This is a genomic window from Winogradskyella thalassocola, from assembly GCF_900099995.1.
Taxonomy (GTDB): Bacteria; Bacteroidota; Bacteroidia; order Flavobacteriales; family Flavobacteriaceae; genus Winogradskyella; species Winogradskyella thalassocola.
Map to the genome: position 1 here is coordinate 348,261 of NZ_FNCZ01000003.1, position 14,974 is coordinate 363,234.

Here is a 14,974-nt window from a genome sequence, read left to right on the forward strand (position 1 = left end):
TTCCTTTTTCGAATATACTATTTCCATGCTTATTACAAAAATAAGATTTGCAAAACGGCTTATTTTATTATAATCGTTTGCATTGATTGGTTTCACCAAAAATAAAACATCTTAAAATTTAATACATCCTATTTTCATTCGCTGCTGTTTTAGGAATCTGTTGAATAGCGTCCCAATGCTTAACTATTTTTCCGTTCTTATCAAATCTGAAATAATCCATGGTGATATATTGGTCATCATCGGGCCAAATTTGATGCGTGTGTAAGGATACTAAATCGCCTTCAGCAACACTGCGTACAAAGTTTATGGACTTATTAGGGAATTCTGATAGCATACGTTCAAAATAATCAATGAATCCTTGTGTCCCATTAGCAACTGCTGGGTTATGTTGAATATAGGTATCACCGACATAAAGTGCTATGGCTTTTTTAGGATTCCCTTCGTAAGCCATTTTATAAAAGGCAATGGCATTTTGCTTGTTTTGTTCTAAATTCATAAGGTTTGATTTTTTTATGAGTTGCTTTCGTTAGTTCGAGTGTCCCGACTTTTTTGTCGGGATGTATCGAGAACCATAAGAATTAATAAGCTTCTCGATACTAATTTCTCGTACCTCGAAATGCACTCGAAGTGACACTTATTTTTTATAGGATACTTTCTAAAAAGATTAAAATCCTTCTAAAACAATTTTACCTTTTGCTTTTCCTGTTTCTAGGAATGCATGTGCTTTACGAAGGTTTTCTGCATTGATAATTCCGAAATTTTCACCTAAGGTGGTTTTGATGGTTCCGTTATCAATTAATTCAGCCACTTTGTTTAAAATATTGTGCTGCTCTATCATATCTTCGGTTTGAAACATAGATCGCGTGAACATAAATTCCCAATGTGTTGAAACCGATTTTAATTTAAACGGCATAATATTAAACGTTTTTGGATCGTCAATAAATCCGAATTTACCTTGAGGTTTAATTAGTTTAACGATCTCATCTGCGTGTTGCTCCGTTCCGTTTAAACTCACTACATAATCTGGAGCAGGAAGGTTGTGTTTCTCTAATTCTTCACTTAATTTAAGTCTATGGTTAATAACTGAATCTGCACCTAAGTCTTTTAACCAGGCTGTAGTTTCTTCTCGAGAAGCCGTACCAATAATATTTAGTTTTGTTAGCTTTTTAGCCAATTGCACTAAAATAGAACCCACACCTCCAGCAGCACCAATGACTAAAATCGACTTGCTAGCATCCTCTTTTGCAACTTGTAATCTATCAAATAACATTTCGTACGCTGTAAGTGTTGTTAATGGCAAAGCAGCAGCTTCAGGAAAAGTTAAACTTGTAGGCTTTTTACCCACAATACGTTCATCTACTATTTGGTATTCTGCATAACTGCCTTGACGTGTAAAATCGCCAGCATACCACACTTCGTCACCAACTTTAAATAAAGAAACGTCCTCTCCTACTTCTTTTACTATTCCGGTTGCATCCCAACCAATTACTTTCCAATCGTCACCTTCTATCGGCATACCTGCACGGACTTTGTAATCTGCTGGGTTTACTGAAATTGCTTTTATGTCTACTAAAATATCTCTACCAGTTGATTTTGGTGTGTTTAATTCTATGTCTTGTAGTGAGTTAATATCTTCTATTGGAAGATTCTCTTTATATCCTATGGCTTTCATGTTTTGTGTGTTTTAGGTGGAATTGCTTACTTGAATGTTACGATATCTTCAAAGTTTCGTCTTGATTTTCCGAACTCTGGATCTGCTTTTCGATAGCCAAAAGCCGTCATAAATGATAAACCGTATTTATCTGTGTCGACTCCAAATTTCTCTTTTAATAGCGCTTCTGCTTTTTCTTGATGAAAACCTTCAATCGGACACGAATCAATTCCTGTTAATGCTGCAGCGGTCATCATGTTTCCTAAAGCGATGTAAGTTTGTTTAGACGACCAATCGAATAACTTTTTGTCGGTATCTAAATCGAAATCACGCTCTTGAAACTCTCTGTAAAATGTAGAATATATATCAATAACCTCTTGTGGTAATTGTTTGACGTCTTTCATCATGTGCATAATATAGTCGGCATCATGTTTAACCATAGGTGCTTTCATACTTAAACCTAATACAAAATGACTTGCTGTATCTAATTTTAAAGGTGCTCCCCAAGCTACAGGTTTTAATAACTCACGTAATTCTTTGTCTTGAACTACAATAAAATGCCAAGGTTCAAAACCAAATGAACTCGGTGATAAATGTGCTGTTTCTAGGATAAATTTCATGTCTTCATCTGAAATTGTTTTAGTAGGGTCAAATTCCTTAGTGGCATGTCTAAAATTAAAGGCGTTTAAGATGTCTGTTTTGGCAATGTTTGGTGTATTCATCATTATATATTATTATCTGATTAATTGATTTACAACTTATACTATCAAAAGTATAGTGACAAAAGTATATATAGTTTTAGTTTCTCACAATAACGGTCAAAAAGGATAGTATAAAATTAATTTTCTAAATAATTGCAAATCAGCATTATAGATGCTGAATAAATTACTATAAAAAGTATAGTTGTGTAATTTAATATAGTAGTATATCTTTGCACTCACATAAAGTATGAATACTATAATTTTTTAATTGTATGATGTATCAATATAAAGGAAAAGACTACCCCTGTTGCGCAAGTTTAACTATGGGCATTATTGGTGGTAAATGGAAGACGGTTATTTTATATCATTTAATAGGTGGCACACTTCGCTACAATGAATTACGAAAAGAAATGCCTTCTGTTACAGAGCGCACCTTAAGTTTACAATTAAAGACTTTAGAGGAAGATGGCATTGTAAAACGAAAGGTATATACTTCTAAGCCGCCTTTAAAAGTAGAATATTCGTTAACCAATTTGGGAAAAACACTCATTCCGGTTATTCAGTCTATTGCAGATTGGGGTGTATCTGTTGTAGAAGATAAAGGTGCCGTTGTAGCATAAGAATTCATTTTTGTTTTTTGACTATAGCATTGAGCATCCCCAATTATGGGGTGTTACTGATGACATTTGTATACCCAGAAATTTACTATTTTGACGTTAACGGATGCGATACATGAGGTTAATTTGAGCTTACCTATGATTAGCGCTATCTCCTAACTCATATTATATATAAACAGTTGTATTCATTCCGTCTAGAAATACAATACAGTTATCCATTTTTCTTCAGGAATTAAGTAAAACTTAACAGCCTAAAAATTTTTAAACAAGTACCTTTGTAATCATTGTCATTTGAAGTCCAAATCTTCAATTTATACTAAAAAATCTTCAATTATGAAACGTACAATCACAGTCGCTATAGCAGTATTGCTAAGCACAACAACTTATGCACAATTTCAAGTTTCGGCCAGTGGTGGTTATGCCATAGGTAGTGCTGGAATGAAACTTGGTGAGACACAAACTTCTAGCGGTATTGAAAACTCTTATGGAAGTTATGGAGAGGGTTTAAATGCTCAATTACGAGGGACCTATTTTTTTAATAACCGTATTGGTGTTGATTTGAGCTTGGGGTATCTTCATGGATCTGACCAAACGGTATCTAAAGTGAATTTTACAGGTTTTGAGGTTGATGCAATTGCCAGAGCACGTGCTTTTGGTGCCGCTGCCTCTATCGTTTATAAATTTGATTCAAATGTTTATGCGCGTCTTGGTGCGCTTGTTAAATTAGGAGGTAAGACCGAAGCTGTTGTGTATCAGAAAGCGACATTTTCGCAGGCTGAAGCCGATGCTATCGGTGTGCCATTAGGATCGTATTCTGAAACTAACTATGTAGAAGATTATCACGGACAATTTCCTTTAGGTTTTGTTGCTGCTTTGGGTTATGAATATCCTCTGAATACGCACTTTAGTGTGTTTGCCGAAGCTGAGTATTACGGGATTAGTTTAAAACGAAAAGATTCTGAAATCACTGAATTTAACACTAACGTTGTTTTACCAGATGGTACGGTTGCTGTACGTGGTCTCTATTCTTTAGATAACTTACCTGCAGGGACCAATAAAACAACCACTTATGTGGATGAATTACCTAGTGATAATACCGATTCGTCAAAAGAATTAGCCGTTAAAGTGCCGTATTCTTCCTTCGGAATTAATTTTGGAGTGATTTATAAATTTAAAGGAGCTAGTTCAGACTCTAAAAAATAATTCTATAGACTATGGTCATGCTAAACTCCTATTATAAAAAATAGGAGTTTTTTTATGCTTTTTTTAAAGTAACTCATCCATAATTTCCGCAAACATTTTATACGATTTAATTCTGTCGTTAATATCGTATAGATGCGTTACTGCAATAAGTTCATCTGCATTAGTTTGATCTAAAAATTCTTTCACCTGAGCCTTCACCTTAGCTTTACTTCCAATAAAAGAATACTTAAGCATTTGGTGTACTTGTGGATTTCGCATGATATCTCTAAGCTCTTCCGTCATGTCTGTTGGAGGCTGAACTTTAGCACGTCTTCCTGTAAATATGCCAACAATCATTCGTATTAATGAGGTTGATAAGCGTTCGGCTTCTTCATCTGTATCCGCTATAATGATATTAACACCGGCCATAACATAGGGCTGTTCTAATCCTTTTGATGGTTGAAATTCTTTACGATAAATAGCGATAGCATCCCATAAATGCGTGGTTGCAAAATGACTGGCAAACGCATAAGGCAATCCTTTTTTAGCCGCCAAATGTGCACTATCTGTACTAGACCCTAAAATATAAATAGGGACATGTACTCCTTCTGCTACCGTAGCACGAACATTAGCATCTTCATTTTCTATAGAAAAATAAGATTGTATTTTTTCTACTTCCTTTGGAAAGGCCTGTGCTGCTTGCATAAAATCAGAACGAATGGCTTCGGCTGTTTCTTTATCGGTTCCTGGTGCGCGTCCTAGCCCTAAATCAATTCGGTTTGGGTATAAGGTTCCTAGCGTACCAAATTGTTCGGCAATAATTAAAGGAGAATGGTTGGGTAACATTATGCCGCCAGAACCTACATTAATGGTTTTTGTGCCTTGAGCCACATAGCCAACTAAAACAGAAGTGGCGCTACTTCCAATATTTTCTGCATTATGATGTTCTGCTAACCAAAACCGTTTATAACCATAGGTTTCAGCGTGCTGTGCTAATTTTAAGGCATCGTTAAAGGTTTGTTTTAGGGTCTGACCTTCAGAAACTAAAGCCAGGTCTAATATGGAATATGCTGTATGTTTAGGATTCATAAATATATTCAGTTATAAAATCGGGGTATATATCGCAAATTTATAACATGTAGTCGTTTTTATCTCTTGATATTTACAAAGATTTATAGCTATTTTTTTATGTTATTTTCAGAAGGTTCAGTCTTTGATAGGTTCTCATTAATAACTCCTCTTTTAAAATCCTCATTTAGAAGCTTTTCCTGTTGTTCTAACTCTTGTCGTGCTTTAAAAATATAGTTGTCATCTCGGTTAGGTTCACCAGCTAAACGTCTTAAGCTTTCTTCATCGTATTTAATAAAGTTTTGGACTTGAGTTTTTAAAGTTTCCTTTTGAAAACCAACTTTAGCCAGTACATCACTAGCCATTGTTAATGATGTTTCCAAAGTTTCGCGATAAATGTTTTCCATGCCTAAGTTGACTAAATCATAAGCGTCATATCTGTTTCTGGCTCGGATCATTAATTCTACATGTGGATATTTTTCTTTAACGAGTCTCGTAATCTGTTTGGTCGCATCAGGATTATCAATAGCACAAATTAAAATTTTAGCATCAGCAATACCCGCAGATTCTAATAAATCGATACGCGTTGCATCTCCATAATACACTTCGAATCCTATTTTTCTTAGAAAATCCACACGATTTGAATCGTGATCTAGAATAGTTGCCTCGACATCGTGCGATCTTAAAAATCGCCCAATTGTACTTCCAAAACTTCCAAAACCGACTAATATGATTTTTTGAGATTTTTTATGATGTGTATCCATTGGTCTGTCAATGCATTCTTTAGTGCCAATTTTGGGTAAAATTAAACGTTCGTTAATCATGCCAATAATAGGTGTAATAGCCATGGTTAAGGCTGTTACAACAAGCATAATATCCAATTGCTCTTGTTCTAAAATACGAGACTGAAACGCAAACGATAATAGTACAAATGCAAATTCCCCAATCTGTGATAAATTGAACGTTAGCAATAAGTTTTGGTCAATCTTAAGTTTAAAAATGAGTCCTGTTATAAATAGAACAATGGCTTTTATAAGTATTACAGCAACTAAAATACCACCAATGGTTAACGGGCTATTAGAAATTACTATAAAATTAATGGAAGCACCTACTGCAATAAAAAATAAGCCTAACATTAAATTTTTGAAAGGTTCTAAGGTACTTTCCAACTCGTGCTTAAATTCACTATTTGATAGTACTACTCCACCTAAAAACGCTCCTAAAGCAGGACTTAATCCTACATATTCCATTAGAAATGAAATGCCTAAAACAATTAAAAATGCGGCGGCAATTAAGAGTTCTCTAACTCCCGATTTCACGACTTTACGTAGCATAGGAACAATTAAATAGCGACCTGCTACGATTATTAAAACCACTGATAGAATAATAGTAAGGGTATGTAATCCCATTGGTAAACCATCTAACAAATTGACTTGCTCGCCATGAGGATCATTGGTAGATACCGTGTCTGATGCAGATAGCAACGGAATAGCACCTATCATAAATATGACTATAATATCCTGAAATAATAATATAGAAAAGGCTGAGGTCCCAGACGTCGTAGCCATTAAGCCTTTTTCTTTTATGGTTTGTAGTACAATTGCCGTCGATGATAAGGCTACAGCCATAGAAATGACGAATGCCACTGTAGATTCATAACCAAATGCTGTAAAGAGCAGATAGGATAAGAACATGGTTGCAGCAACTTGTATGCCTCCCATTCCTAAAATGGTTTTGCGCATGTTCCAAAAATTCCTAGGCTCAATTTCTAGTCCTATTAAAAACAGCATTATCACCACTCCAAACTCTGCAAAATGCATGATGTCTTGGCCTTCTTCCCCGATAAAACCTAATACATAAGGACCAATTAGTACACCAGCCAATAAATAGCCTAACACAGAACTTAAGCCCAATCGTTTGGCTATGGAAACACAAATAATGGCTCCTGCTAATAACACAATGGCAACAAAAAGTAAGCTTCCGGTCATATATTATCGATTTTCTTTGTTGATTTTCCTCGTGTAAATGTAAAATAATTGATAGAATTACTTGAGTTTTAGTAGAATTAATGATTGACTATGTCTTGCATTGATGCCTTTTGAGTCTATGGTATAAGCAGCGCCATTGAGTTCAATTTTAAATCAGAAACATCACCCATTCGTACGGTATTATACATTAATATTTTTGAATATTAGAAGTCATATTTCGAGGTGTTTTAAATTAGAAAAAACCGTAGAAAAACTTAGGTTATGCTATGCTGTGTTTTGCATTATCAGTATCTTTGTAGTAGCCGATAACTGCTGAGAAATAGACTCATTTTTATATCATTACCATGAAAAATTACAAACCCAAAAACAGATTAGTTGCACAGGCTTATATTGATGGTGTTTTAGATGGTGATCGCGTTTTATTATCTAGAGCAATTACCATTATTGAAAGTAATTTAGATAGTGATAAAATCTTAGCAAAAGAAATTGTTCAGTCGATATTACCAAGTTCCGGAAAATCAATTCGGATTGGTATCACCGGAGTTCCTGGTGTTGGAAAAAGTACGTTTATTGAAGCCTTTGGTTTGTATCTTGTAAAACAAGGTCATAAAGTTGCTATTTTGTCGATAGACCCAAGTAGTCAGCGTACTAAAGGTAGTATTCTTGGTGATAAAACTAGGATGGAAGAATTGGCCAATTTAGAAGAAGCTTATATTAGACCTTCCTCTTCTGGTGATACTTTAGGAGGTGTTGCCAACAAAACAGGAGAAACCATGTTACTTTGTGAAGCCGCTGGTTATGACGTAATTTTAATTGAAACCGTTGGTGTTGGACAATCTGAAACTGCAGTGCATGGCATGACGGATTTCTTTTTACTCTTAATGCTGTCTGGTGCTGGTGATGAGTTACAAGGGATTAAAAAAGGGATTATGGAAATGGCAGATATGCTCGTAATTAATAAAGCAGATGGCGACAATATTACCAATAGTAAAATAGCCAAAAGACAATATCAGAATGCGTTGCATATATTCCCTTTATCAGAATCTGGCTGGAGTCCGGTAGTCAGTACCGCATCCTCCACTAATAATATTGGAATTTCTAATGTTTGGGATGAAGTTTCAAAATACAAAACCTTGGTTGAGGCTAATGGTTATTTCGTTAAGAATAGAAACCATCAACAAATAAAATGGATGTATAATAATATTAATGAAGAATTAAAACAGATGTTTTATGGTTCTAAACGTATTACCAGTGAACTCGCTCAATTAGAGAAAGACATTGTGTCTTCTGAAATCTCACCAGTAAAAGCAGCACTTCAGATTATTGAAAAATTTAAAAATTCATTTTAAAACACATCGTAATTTAACTTTCAAAACATACAGATGATGCCATTTAATAATTATTTCGATAAGCAGTTTGAATTACGCTATTTTGAAATGAATGAATTAGGGCTAGCCACGCCAGCCATAATGTTAGCTTTGTTAGAAGAAACTGCCGCAGATCATTGTTATTCTATAGACCATAGTTTGTTTGATTTGTTTAAAAAGAATATAGGTTGGGTCTTGTTTTCTGGTGTCTTGCAAATGGATCGATACCCAAATTATAAAGAAAAAATTACGATTAGAACATGGCTATCGAGCTACTCCACAATTAAAGGGTATAGAGAGAACCTCATTTTTGATGAAGATCGAAATATAATTGGTCGTGCCAAAGGTTTATGGGTATTCTTTGATATTGAAAAAAGAAGGCCTACCCCTATTTTTCATGAGATTAAAGAAAAGTGGTCTTCGTTTAATGAAAGTTCAATAGATATCAATATTAAGTCAAAAATAAATGCTGTAGAAGATACCGATTATAAAGGGCACTTTCAAGTTAATCGGTTTGATACGGATATGAATAAGCACGTTAATAATATTCGGTATTTACAATGGGTTATTGAATCTATTCCTGAAGCGATTGTAAATACCCATTTTCTTCATCGTATTGATGGCCGTTTTATTGCGGAAGCACAGTTTGGAGATACTGTAACATCTTTAACAAAGGAACTAGAAACTAAAAATGCATTTCAGCATACTATAAAGGTTAAAGGCAGTGATAAAGTTTGCGCAACTGCTACTACCATTTGGAAAGCGTATTGATAATTTGCTGTTTTTGTTTTCCCGAATGTGGTGAGGATATTCGCGGAATTAAATCATTTGTATGAAAATGGTAAATTAGTAAGTGTATTATTTATTGTTTTGGTTTTCCCGCGGATGACGCAGATGACGCGGATATTCGTAGAATTGTATGAAATTGGTAAATCAGTAAGATGTTATTTGTTGTTTTCGTTTTTCCGGGGAATGACGTGGATATTCACGGACTGTTTTAACGAATTGTTAAAAAAAAGCCCAAACACATTTATGCTTGGGCCTTTTCTTCAATATACTAACCAAGTTTTCTATTCCTGTTCTAAATATTTTTCCATAATTGTAATCGCTGCTTCTGAGATCACCGTACCAGGACCAAAAATAGCAACCACTTTCCGTTCTAATAAAAAGTCATAATCTTGAGCAGGAATTACACCTCCGGCAAACACCATTATATCTGGTCGACCTAATTTTTCTAATTCGCCAATTAACTGCGGAATCAGCGTTTTGTGACCAGCAGCTAAACTCGATGCTCCCACAAAATGCACATCATTTTCAATCGCTTGTTTTGCGACTTCTTCGGGTGTTTGGAATAAAGATCCCATATCGACATCAAACCCTAAATCAGCAAAACTAGACGCTACAACTTTTGCCCCTCTATCGTGACCATCTTGCCCCATTTTTGCGATCATTACTCTTGGTCTTCGACCTTCAATTTCCGCGAATTTATCTGCTAACTTTTGAGCGCTTGCGTAAATGGAATCGTTATTAACTTCTTTTCCATAAACACCACTTATTAGTTTAGTAGCCGCTTTATGTCTTCCGAAGTGTACTTCTAAAGCATCTGAAATCTCACCTAAAGTGGCAAAGTTTTCTGCCGCTTCAACGGCGAGTTCTAATAAGTTGCCTTTTTCACCTCCGGCACAATTCTCTAAGGCTTTTAAATTAGCAGCAACAAGATCTGAATTACGATCCGCTTTCATCTTATTCAATCGTGCAATTTGAGATTCTCTAACCGCAGTGTTGTCTATATCTAAAATTTCAATATTTGATTTTTCTGTGGTTTTAAATTTATTAACACCCACTAAAATATCTTGAGCAGAATCTAATCGTGCTTGTTTACGTGCAGACGCTTCTTCAATTCTCAGTTTAGGAACTCCGGTTTCAATAGCTTTGGCCATACCGCCAAGTTCTTCTACTTCTTCGATGAGTGTCCACGCTTTTTTAGCGATTTCTTGAGTTAAATATTCTACATAATAAGAACCAGCCCAAGGATCCACAGATTTGGTCATCTGCGTTTCATCTTGAATAAAAATTTGGGTGTTACGTGCAATCCTTGCTGAGAAATCGGTAGGTAACGCAATCGCTTCATCTAAAGCATTGGTGTGTAACGATTGTGTACCTCCTAAAGTTGCGGCCATCGCTTCAATACAGGTACGAGCCACATTATTAAAAGGATCTTGCTCACTTAAACTCCAACCAGAGGTCTGACTATGCGTACGCAAAGCCATTGATTTTGGATTTGTTGGATTAAATGATTTTATAATTTTTGCCCATAGCATACGTGCTGCACGCATTTTTGCAATTTCCATAAAGTGATTCATACCAACAGCCCAAAAGAATGATAATCGCGGTGCGAATTCATCAATTTTTAAACCTGATTTTAAACCGGTTCTAATGTATTCCATGCCATCGGCTAAGGTGTACGCCAATTCAATATCTGCTGTAGCTCCAGCTTCTTGCATGTGGTAACCACTGATAGAAATAGAATTAAACTTAGGCATGTTTTTAGTGGTGTAATCGAAAATATCTCCAATAATCTTCATAGAAGGTAACGGCGGATAGATGTACGTATTACGCACCATAAACTCTTTTAAGATGTCATTTTGAATCGTTCCTGAAAGTTGATCTAATGGCACTCCTTGTTTTTTTGCAGCCGCAATATAAAAGGCCATAATGGGCAATACAGCACCATTCATTGTCATAGATACCGACATTTTATCTAATGGAATTTGATCGAACAAAATTTCCATATCTAAAATAGAATCTATGGCAACACCAGCTTTTCCAACATCACCAGTAACACGAGGGTGATCGGAATCGTAACCTCTGTGTGTTGCTAAATCAAAAGCCACAGACAATCCTTTTTGACCAGCAGCTAAGTTTCTTCTGTAAAATGCATTAGATTCTTCTGCGGTTGAAAAACCTGCGTATTGACGAATGGTCCATGGACGCATGGCATACATCGCACTGTAAGGGCCTCTTAAAAAAGGAGGTACACCAGCACAAAAACTTAAATGCTCTGCTGCGGCAATATCCTTTTTTGTAAACTGTTTTTTTACAGGAATACCTTCAGGTGTATTCCAAATGTCTTTGCTTTCTGAAGCTTCAACTGTTTGCTTAACAGTTGAATTTAATGTTATATCTGAAAAATCGGGTCTCATGTGTTTTTATTTAATGGTTTCAATGGTCAGATGGAATCGCCAAAGCGATTTCATACTTCTAAAGATTTTAAGGTTTTTTGAACTTTATTCTGAATCGCAGAAAGTGACACAAGAACATCAGTTCTCATATTAACTACACCATCTAAACCAGCTTCAGTTAATTCGTCCATATTTTTTGGAGCACCAGCCAACAATAATACTTTGTCTTTATTCAGCGCTCTAAATGTGTTTATAAAGTCTAGTGCTGTGGCATCGTAATCGTCATCCGAACTACAAATCACCACGACGTGTGAGTTTGATTTTGCACTTTCATAGGCTGCTACAGTTGCATTTTCAAAACTCTCTTCTTGGTGGACGTCAAAACCACTAACCCCAATAAAGTCGTAAGCAAATGCTGCTCTTGCTTTTCGCATGGTTAGATTACCGTAACTCGCTAATTGTACAATTGGTCGTACATTGGTTTCTGCCACTAATTCTTCGGTGACACGTCTCATCGCTTCAATTTCTAAAGATGCTCTTCTCGGAGTTAACACTTTAGGATTTGCAGCATCTGCTTTAGAAAGCAGTATTGCATCAACGGTTTCCATGAGGTTAGGATATTTATTAATACCAACCATAGCTGTACGACGTTGGCTTAATAATTTTAGTTTTTGAAGTCGAATTTCAGCAATTTGTTGTTGAATGGTTTCGTTTTCAAAACTCTTATAAAACCCACCTTCCGCTTCAATAGCTTTAAATAACTCTAAAGCTTTTTCTGCAATTTTAGTACTTACCTCTTCAATATAATAAGAGCCATCAACCGGATTAGAGACTTTACCAAAGTAGGATTCTTCTCGTAATATGGTTGTAATGTTACCTGCAATACGAGTTGAAAAATCTGAAGTACTATTAAATTCTTTATCGTAAGGATCAATTAGCACTCCATCAACATTACCTAAGATGGCAGACATGGCTTCTGTGGTACAACGCAATAAATTCGTTTCTGCATCTGTTATGGATTTACTCCAAATCGATGTTTTAGCGGTTATGGTATTAGAGAAATCTATTACACTATATTTAGCTGCAACTTCAGCTAATAGATTGTTGAAGGCTCTAAACTTTCCTATTTCAACAAAATACTCTAAACCTATGGCGAGTAGAACATTTAAGTTGTTAAAAATGTCTTGAGCGGCAACACCTTTTGCTTTTAGTTTTTCAGTTAAAAAGACTAGGGCATTTAAGGTATAAGCAATCTCTTGGACTTGGTTCGCCCCTGAATCTAAAAATTCAGTTCCAGATATGGTGAGTGCTTTAAAGTTAGGGAAGTCCGCTGTTAGTTTTATTAATTCTGTGGCAACCTCAACGTTTTTATCATCAAACGAACCTGTTGTCACATAGTTAGATATCATCCTTGTGTTAATGTATCCTTTTAAGTCTTTGTTTTTTGCAGACGCGACTAAATCTTTGGTGAATGCAATCGCATTATTATACAGTTCAAAGGAAACGGTAATGGTATTTAGGTCAATATCTTTTAAAAGTTCTGCAACTTTGACCTCACTAATAATTTGAAAAATGATACCATTTATGCCTTCTTCAATGGCTTTTTTTGCTAAATCATTTCCTGTTTCTGAACAGCAAACCGCAACGGTTCGATAATTGATTAATGTCTGCGAATTCTCTCCTGTGTTTTTAAGCAGTGTGATTTTGTCTTCACTATTATAGCAAGGTTGAATATTGATACCGCTGAGGTTTTTCCAGACTAGCTTTTTATCAAAATCCGCACCTTTTAAATCTGCTGTCACTCTTTCCATCCACTGTTCTGTTGAAACAGGTTGAAATTCTGAAAAAAGCCGTTTATTTTTAGTTTTCATAATGTGTTTGATTAGTCAAATTATTTTACCATTAAACTACTTCCAAATCTTTCGAAAATAGCTTTATCTAATTCTTCTCTACTGTTAGGATGTGCAATATCTCTTAATGATTGCGCACGTTCTTTTAAGCTTTTGCCAAATAATTCCGCAATACCATATTCTGTAGCAACATACCTTGCATGTGCTCTCGTTGTTACTACTCCAGCTCCTGGTTTTAAAGATGGTACAATTTTAGAAACACCTTTTAGCGTTGTTGAGGTAATCGCTATAATAGGTTTTCCTCCTTTAGATAGCGCTGCTCCGCGCATAAAGTCCATCTGACCACCAACACCAGAGAACATTCTTGTGCCAATTGAATCTGCACAAACTTGGCCTGTAAAATCAATTTCAATTGCAGAGTTAATAGCTGTTACTTTAGGGTTTTGACGAATTATAGACGTGTCATTAACATAAGCAATATCATTCATTTCAATTTCTGGATTGTCATCCATAAAATCGTATAAACGACGTGTTCCCATAGCAAAACCAGAAATTATTTTATAAGGGTTTACTTTTTTCTGAGAACCATTCACGATACCTTTTTCTACTAAGTCTACAATGCCTTCTGAGAACATTTCAGTATGAATACCTAAGTTTTTATGATTGGTGAGATAGGTTAAAACGGCATTTGGAATACCACCAATTCCCATTTGAAGTGTGGCTCCATCCTCTATAATTTCCGCGATATTTTTACCAATGGCTTGTTCTTCCTTATTCGGTGGCACAAATTTCATTTCGTAAATGTCTTCATCGACTAAAACACAAGCGTCAAATCTGTTTAAATGCACCAAAGCATCTCCAAACGTTCGTGGCATTTTAGGGTTAATTTGAGCTATTATTTTTTTTCCTTTTTCGATGCCAGAACTAACAATGTCTATAGACACTCCTAAGGAACAAAACCCATGCTTGTCTGGTGGAGATACATTGACCAATACCACATCTAAATCCATATAGCCTTCACGAAACAAACTTGGAATATCGCTCAGAAAAATAGGAATATAATCGACTGTATTGCCTACCATTTTTCTAACATTTCCACCAATGAAAAATGCTTTTGTGTGAAAGCTTTCTCTTAAATCTGGATGGGTATATCCACATTCTCCTTCGGTGTGTAAATGAACAATTTCAACATTTTTTAATTCTGAAGCCCGCTCTACCATAGCTTTTACTAGGGCTTGTGGAGTGGCAGAACCTCCTTGTATTAATACACGATTGTTAGATTTTATAAGCTTAACAGCTTCATTGGCTGTCATTATGTTAGGTATTTTCATGCTATTAAGATTTAAAAATTAAGGTTGGTTTATGATA

General features: G+C 35.5%; 12 protein-coding genes. 4 read left to right on the top strand and 8 right to left on the bottom strand.

All coding sequences use genetic code 11. The features are described from left to right. Positions 1–118: 118 nt before the first annotated feature. From BLT80_RS10710 to BLT80_RS10720, 3 genes are all read right to left on the bottom strand, one after another. Positions 119–496, bottom strand: coding sequence for a nuclear transport factor 2 family protein (locus BLT80_RS10710; protein WP_092467772.1), 378 nt, complete (start codon positions 494–496; stop codon positions 119–121). A 168-nt stretch (positions 497–664) separates the two neighbouring features. Then, complete coding sequence (locus BLT80_RS10715) at positions 665–1,672, bottom strand: zinc-binding alcohol dehydrogenase family protein (RefSeq protein ID WP_092467774.1); 1,008 nt, start codon at positions 1,670–1,672, stop codon at positions 665–667. Between the two features lie 26 nt (positions 1,673–1,698). Further along, the gene (locus BLT80_RS10720) at positions 1,699–2,373 is read right to left on the bottom strand and encodes an NAD(P)H-dependent oxidoreductase (protein WP_092467776.1); all 675 of its coding nucleotides are present in this window, start codon (positions 2,371–2,373) and stop codon (positions 1,699–1,701) included. Positions 2,374–2,627: 254 nt separating this feature from the next. Between BLT80_RS10720 and BLT80_RS10725 the strand changes: the two genes are divergently transcribed. Together BLT80_RS10725 and BLT80_RS10730 are read left to right on the top strand one after the other, a co-directional pair. Continuing rightward, complete coding sequence (locus BLT80_RS10725) at positions 2,628–2,972, top strand: winged helix-turn-helix transcriptional regulator (protein WP_092467987.1); 345 nt, start codon at positions 2,628–2,630, stop codon at positions 2,970–2,972. Positions 2,973–3,302: 330 nt separating this feature from the next. After that, positions 3,303–4,172, top strand: coding sequence for an outer membrane beta-barrel protein (locus BLT80_RS10730; RefSeq protein ID WP_092467778.1), 870 nt, complete (start codon positions 3,303–3,305; stop codon positions 4,170–4,172). 63 nt (positions 4,173–4,235) lie between these two features. Here BLT80_RS10730 and BLT80_RS10735 read toward each other — a convergent pair whose 3' ends face one another. Both BLT80_RS10735 and BLT80_RS10740 read right to left on the bottom strand, forming a co-directional pair. Further along, the gene (locus tag BLT80_RS10735; RefSeq protein ID WP_092467780.1) at positions 4,236–5,240 is read right to left on the bottom strand and encodes an LLM class flavin-dependent oxidoreductase; all 1,005 of its coding nucleotides are present in this window, start codon (positions 5,238–5,240) and stop codon (positions 4,236–4,238) included. Between the two features lie 89 nt (positions 5,241–5,329). Continuing rightward, the gene (locus BLT80_RS10740) at positions 5,330–7,207 is read right to left on the bottom strand and encodes a cation:proton antiporter domain-containing protein (protein WP_092467782.1); all 1,878 of its coding nucleotides are present in this window, start codon (positions 7,205–7,207) and stop codon (positions 5,330–5,332) included. A 344-nt stretch (positions 7,208–7,551) separates the two neighbouring features. Between BLT80_RS10740 and meaB the strand changes: the two genes are divergently transcribed. Continuing rightward, positions 7,552–8,556, top strand: coding sequence for a methylmalonyl Co-A mutase-associated GTPase MeaB (gene meaB / locus BLT80_RS10745; protein ID WP_092467784.1), 1,005 nt, complete (start codon positions 7,552–7,554; stop codon positions 8,554–8,556). Between the two features lie 36 nt (positions 8,557–8,592). Then, positions 8,593–9,345: an acyl-[acyl-carrier-protein] thioesterase gene (locus BLT80_RS10750; RefSeq protein ID WP_092467989.1), complete on the top strand. Its 753-nt coding sequence runs from the start codon at positions 8,593–8,595 to the stop codon at positions 9,343–9,345. A 299-nt stretch (positions 9,346–9,644) separates the two neighbouring features. Here the strand turns inward: BLT80_RS10750 and scpA are convergent, their stop codons facing one another. The 3 genes from scpA to BLT80_RS10765 are packed head-to-tail and all read right to left on the bottom strand — an operon-like array spanning position 9,645 to position 14,937. After that, positions 9,645–11,777, bottom strand: a complete 2,133-nt coding sequence (gene scpA / locus BLT80_RS10755; protein WP_092467786.1) for a methylmalonyl-CoA mutase — start codon at positions 11,775–11,777, stop codon at positions 9,645–9,647. A gap of 50 nt (positions 11,778–11,827) precedes the next feature. Then, positions 11,828–13,627: a methylmalonyl-CoA mutase family protein gene (locus tag BLT80_RS10760; RefSeq protein ID WP_092467788.1), complete on the bottom strand. Its 1,800-nt coding sequence runs from the start codon at positions 13,625–13,627 to the stop codon at positions 11,828–11,830. 20 nt (positions 13,628–13,647) lie between these two features. Next, entirely contained in the window at positions 13,648–14,937 is a 1,290-nt protein-coding gene (locus BLT80_RS10765; RefSeq protein WP_092467790.1) for an acetyl-CoA hydrolase/transferase family protein, read from the bottom strand. Positions 14,938–14,974 lie beyond the last annotated feature (37 nt).

Coding starts and splice junctions, on each gene's coding strand:
- BLT80_RS10760 (WP_092467788.1), bottom strand. CDS start 13,627: ATGAAAACTAAAAATAAACGGCTTTTTTCAGAATTTCAACCTGTTTCA.
- BLT80_RS10765 (WP_092467790.1), bottom strand. CDS start 14,937: ATGAAAATACCTAACATAATGACAGCCAATGAAGCTGTTAAGCTTATA.
- BLT80_RS10710 (WP_092467772.1), bottom strand. CDS start 496: ATGAATTTAGAACAAAACAAGCAAAATGCCATTGCCTTTTATAAAATG.
- scpA (WP_092467786.1), bottom strand. CDS start 11,777: ATGAGACCCGATTTTTCAGATATAACATTAAATTCAACTGTTAAGCAA.
- BLT80_RS10750 (WP_092467989.1), top strand. CDS start 8,593: ATGCCATTTAATAATTATTTCGATAAGCAGTTTGAATTACGCTATTTT.
- BLT80_RS10740 (WP_092467782.1), bottom strand. CDS start 7,207: ATGACCGGAAGCTTACTTTTTGTTGCCATTGTGTTATTAGCAGGAGCC.
- BLT80_RS10720 (WP_092467776.1), bottom strand. CDS start 2,373: ATGAATACACCAAACATTGCCAAAACAGACATCTTAAACGCCTTTAAT.
- BLT80_RS10730 (WP_092467778.1), top strand. CDS start 3,303: ATGAAACGTACAATCACAGTCGCTATAGCAGTATTGCTAAGCACAACA.
- meaB (WP_092467784.1), top strand. CDS start 7,552: ATGAAAAATTACAAACCCAAAAACAGATTAGTTGCACAGGCTTATATT.
- BLT80_RS10715 (WP_092467774.1), bottom strand. CDS start 1,672: ATGAAAGCCATAGGATATAAAGAGAATCTTCCAATAGAAGATATTAAC.
- BLT80_RS10725 (WP_092467987.1), top strand. CDS start 2,628: ATGTATCAATATAAAGGAAAAGACTACCCCTGTTGCGCAAGTTTAACT.
- BLT80_RS10735 (WP_092467780.1), bottom strand. CDS start 5,240: ATGAATCCTAAACATACAGCATATTCCATATTAGACCTGGCTTTAGTT.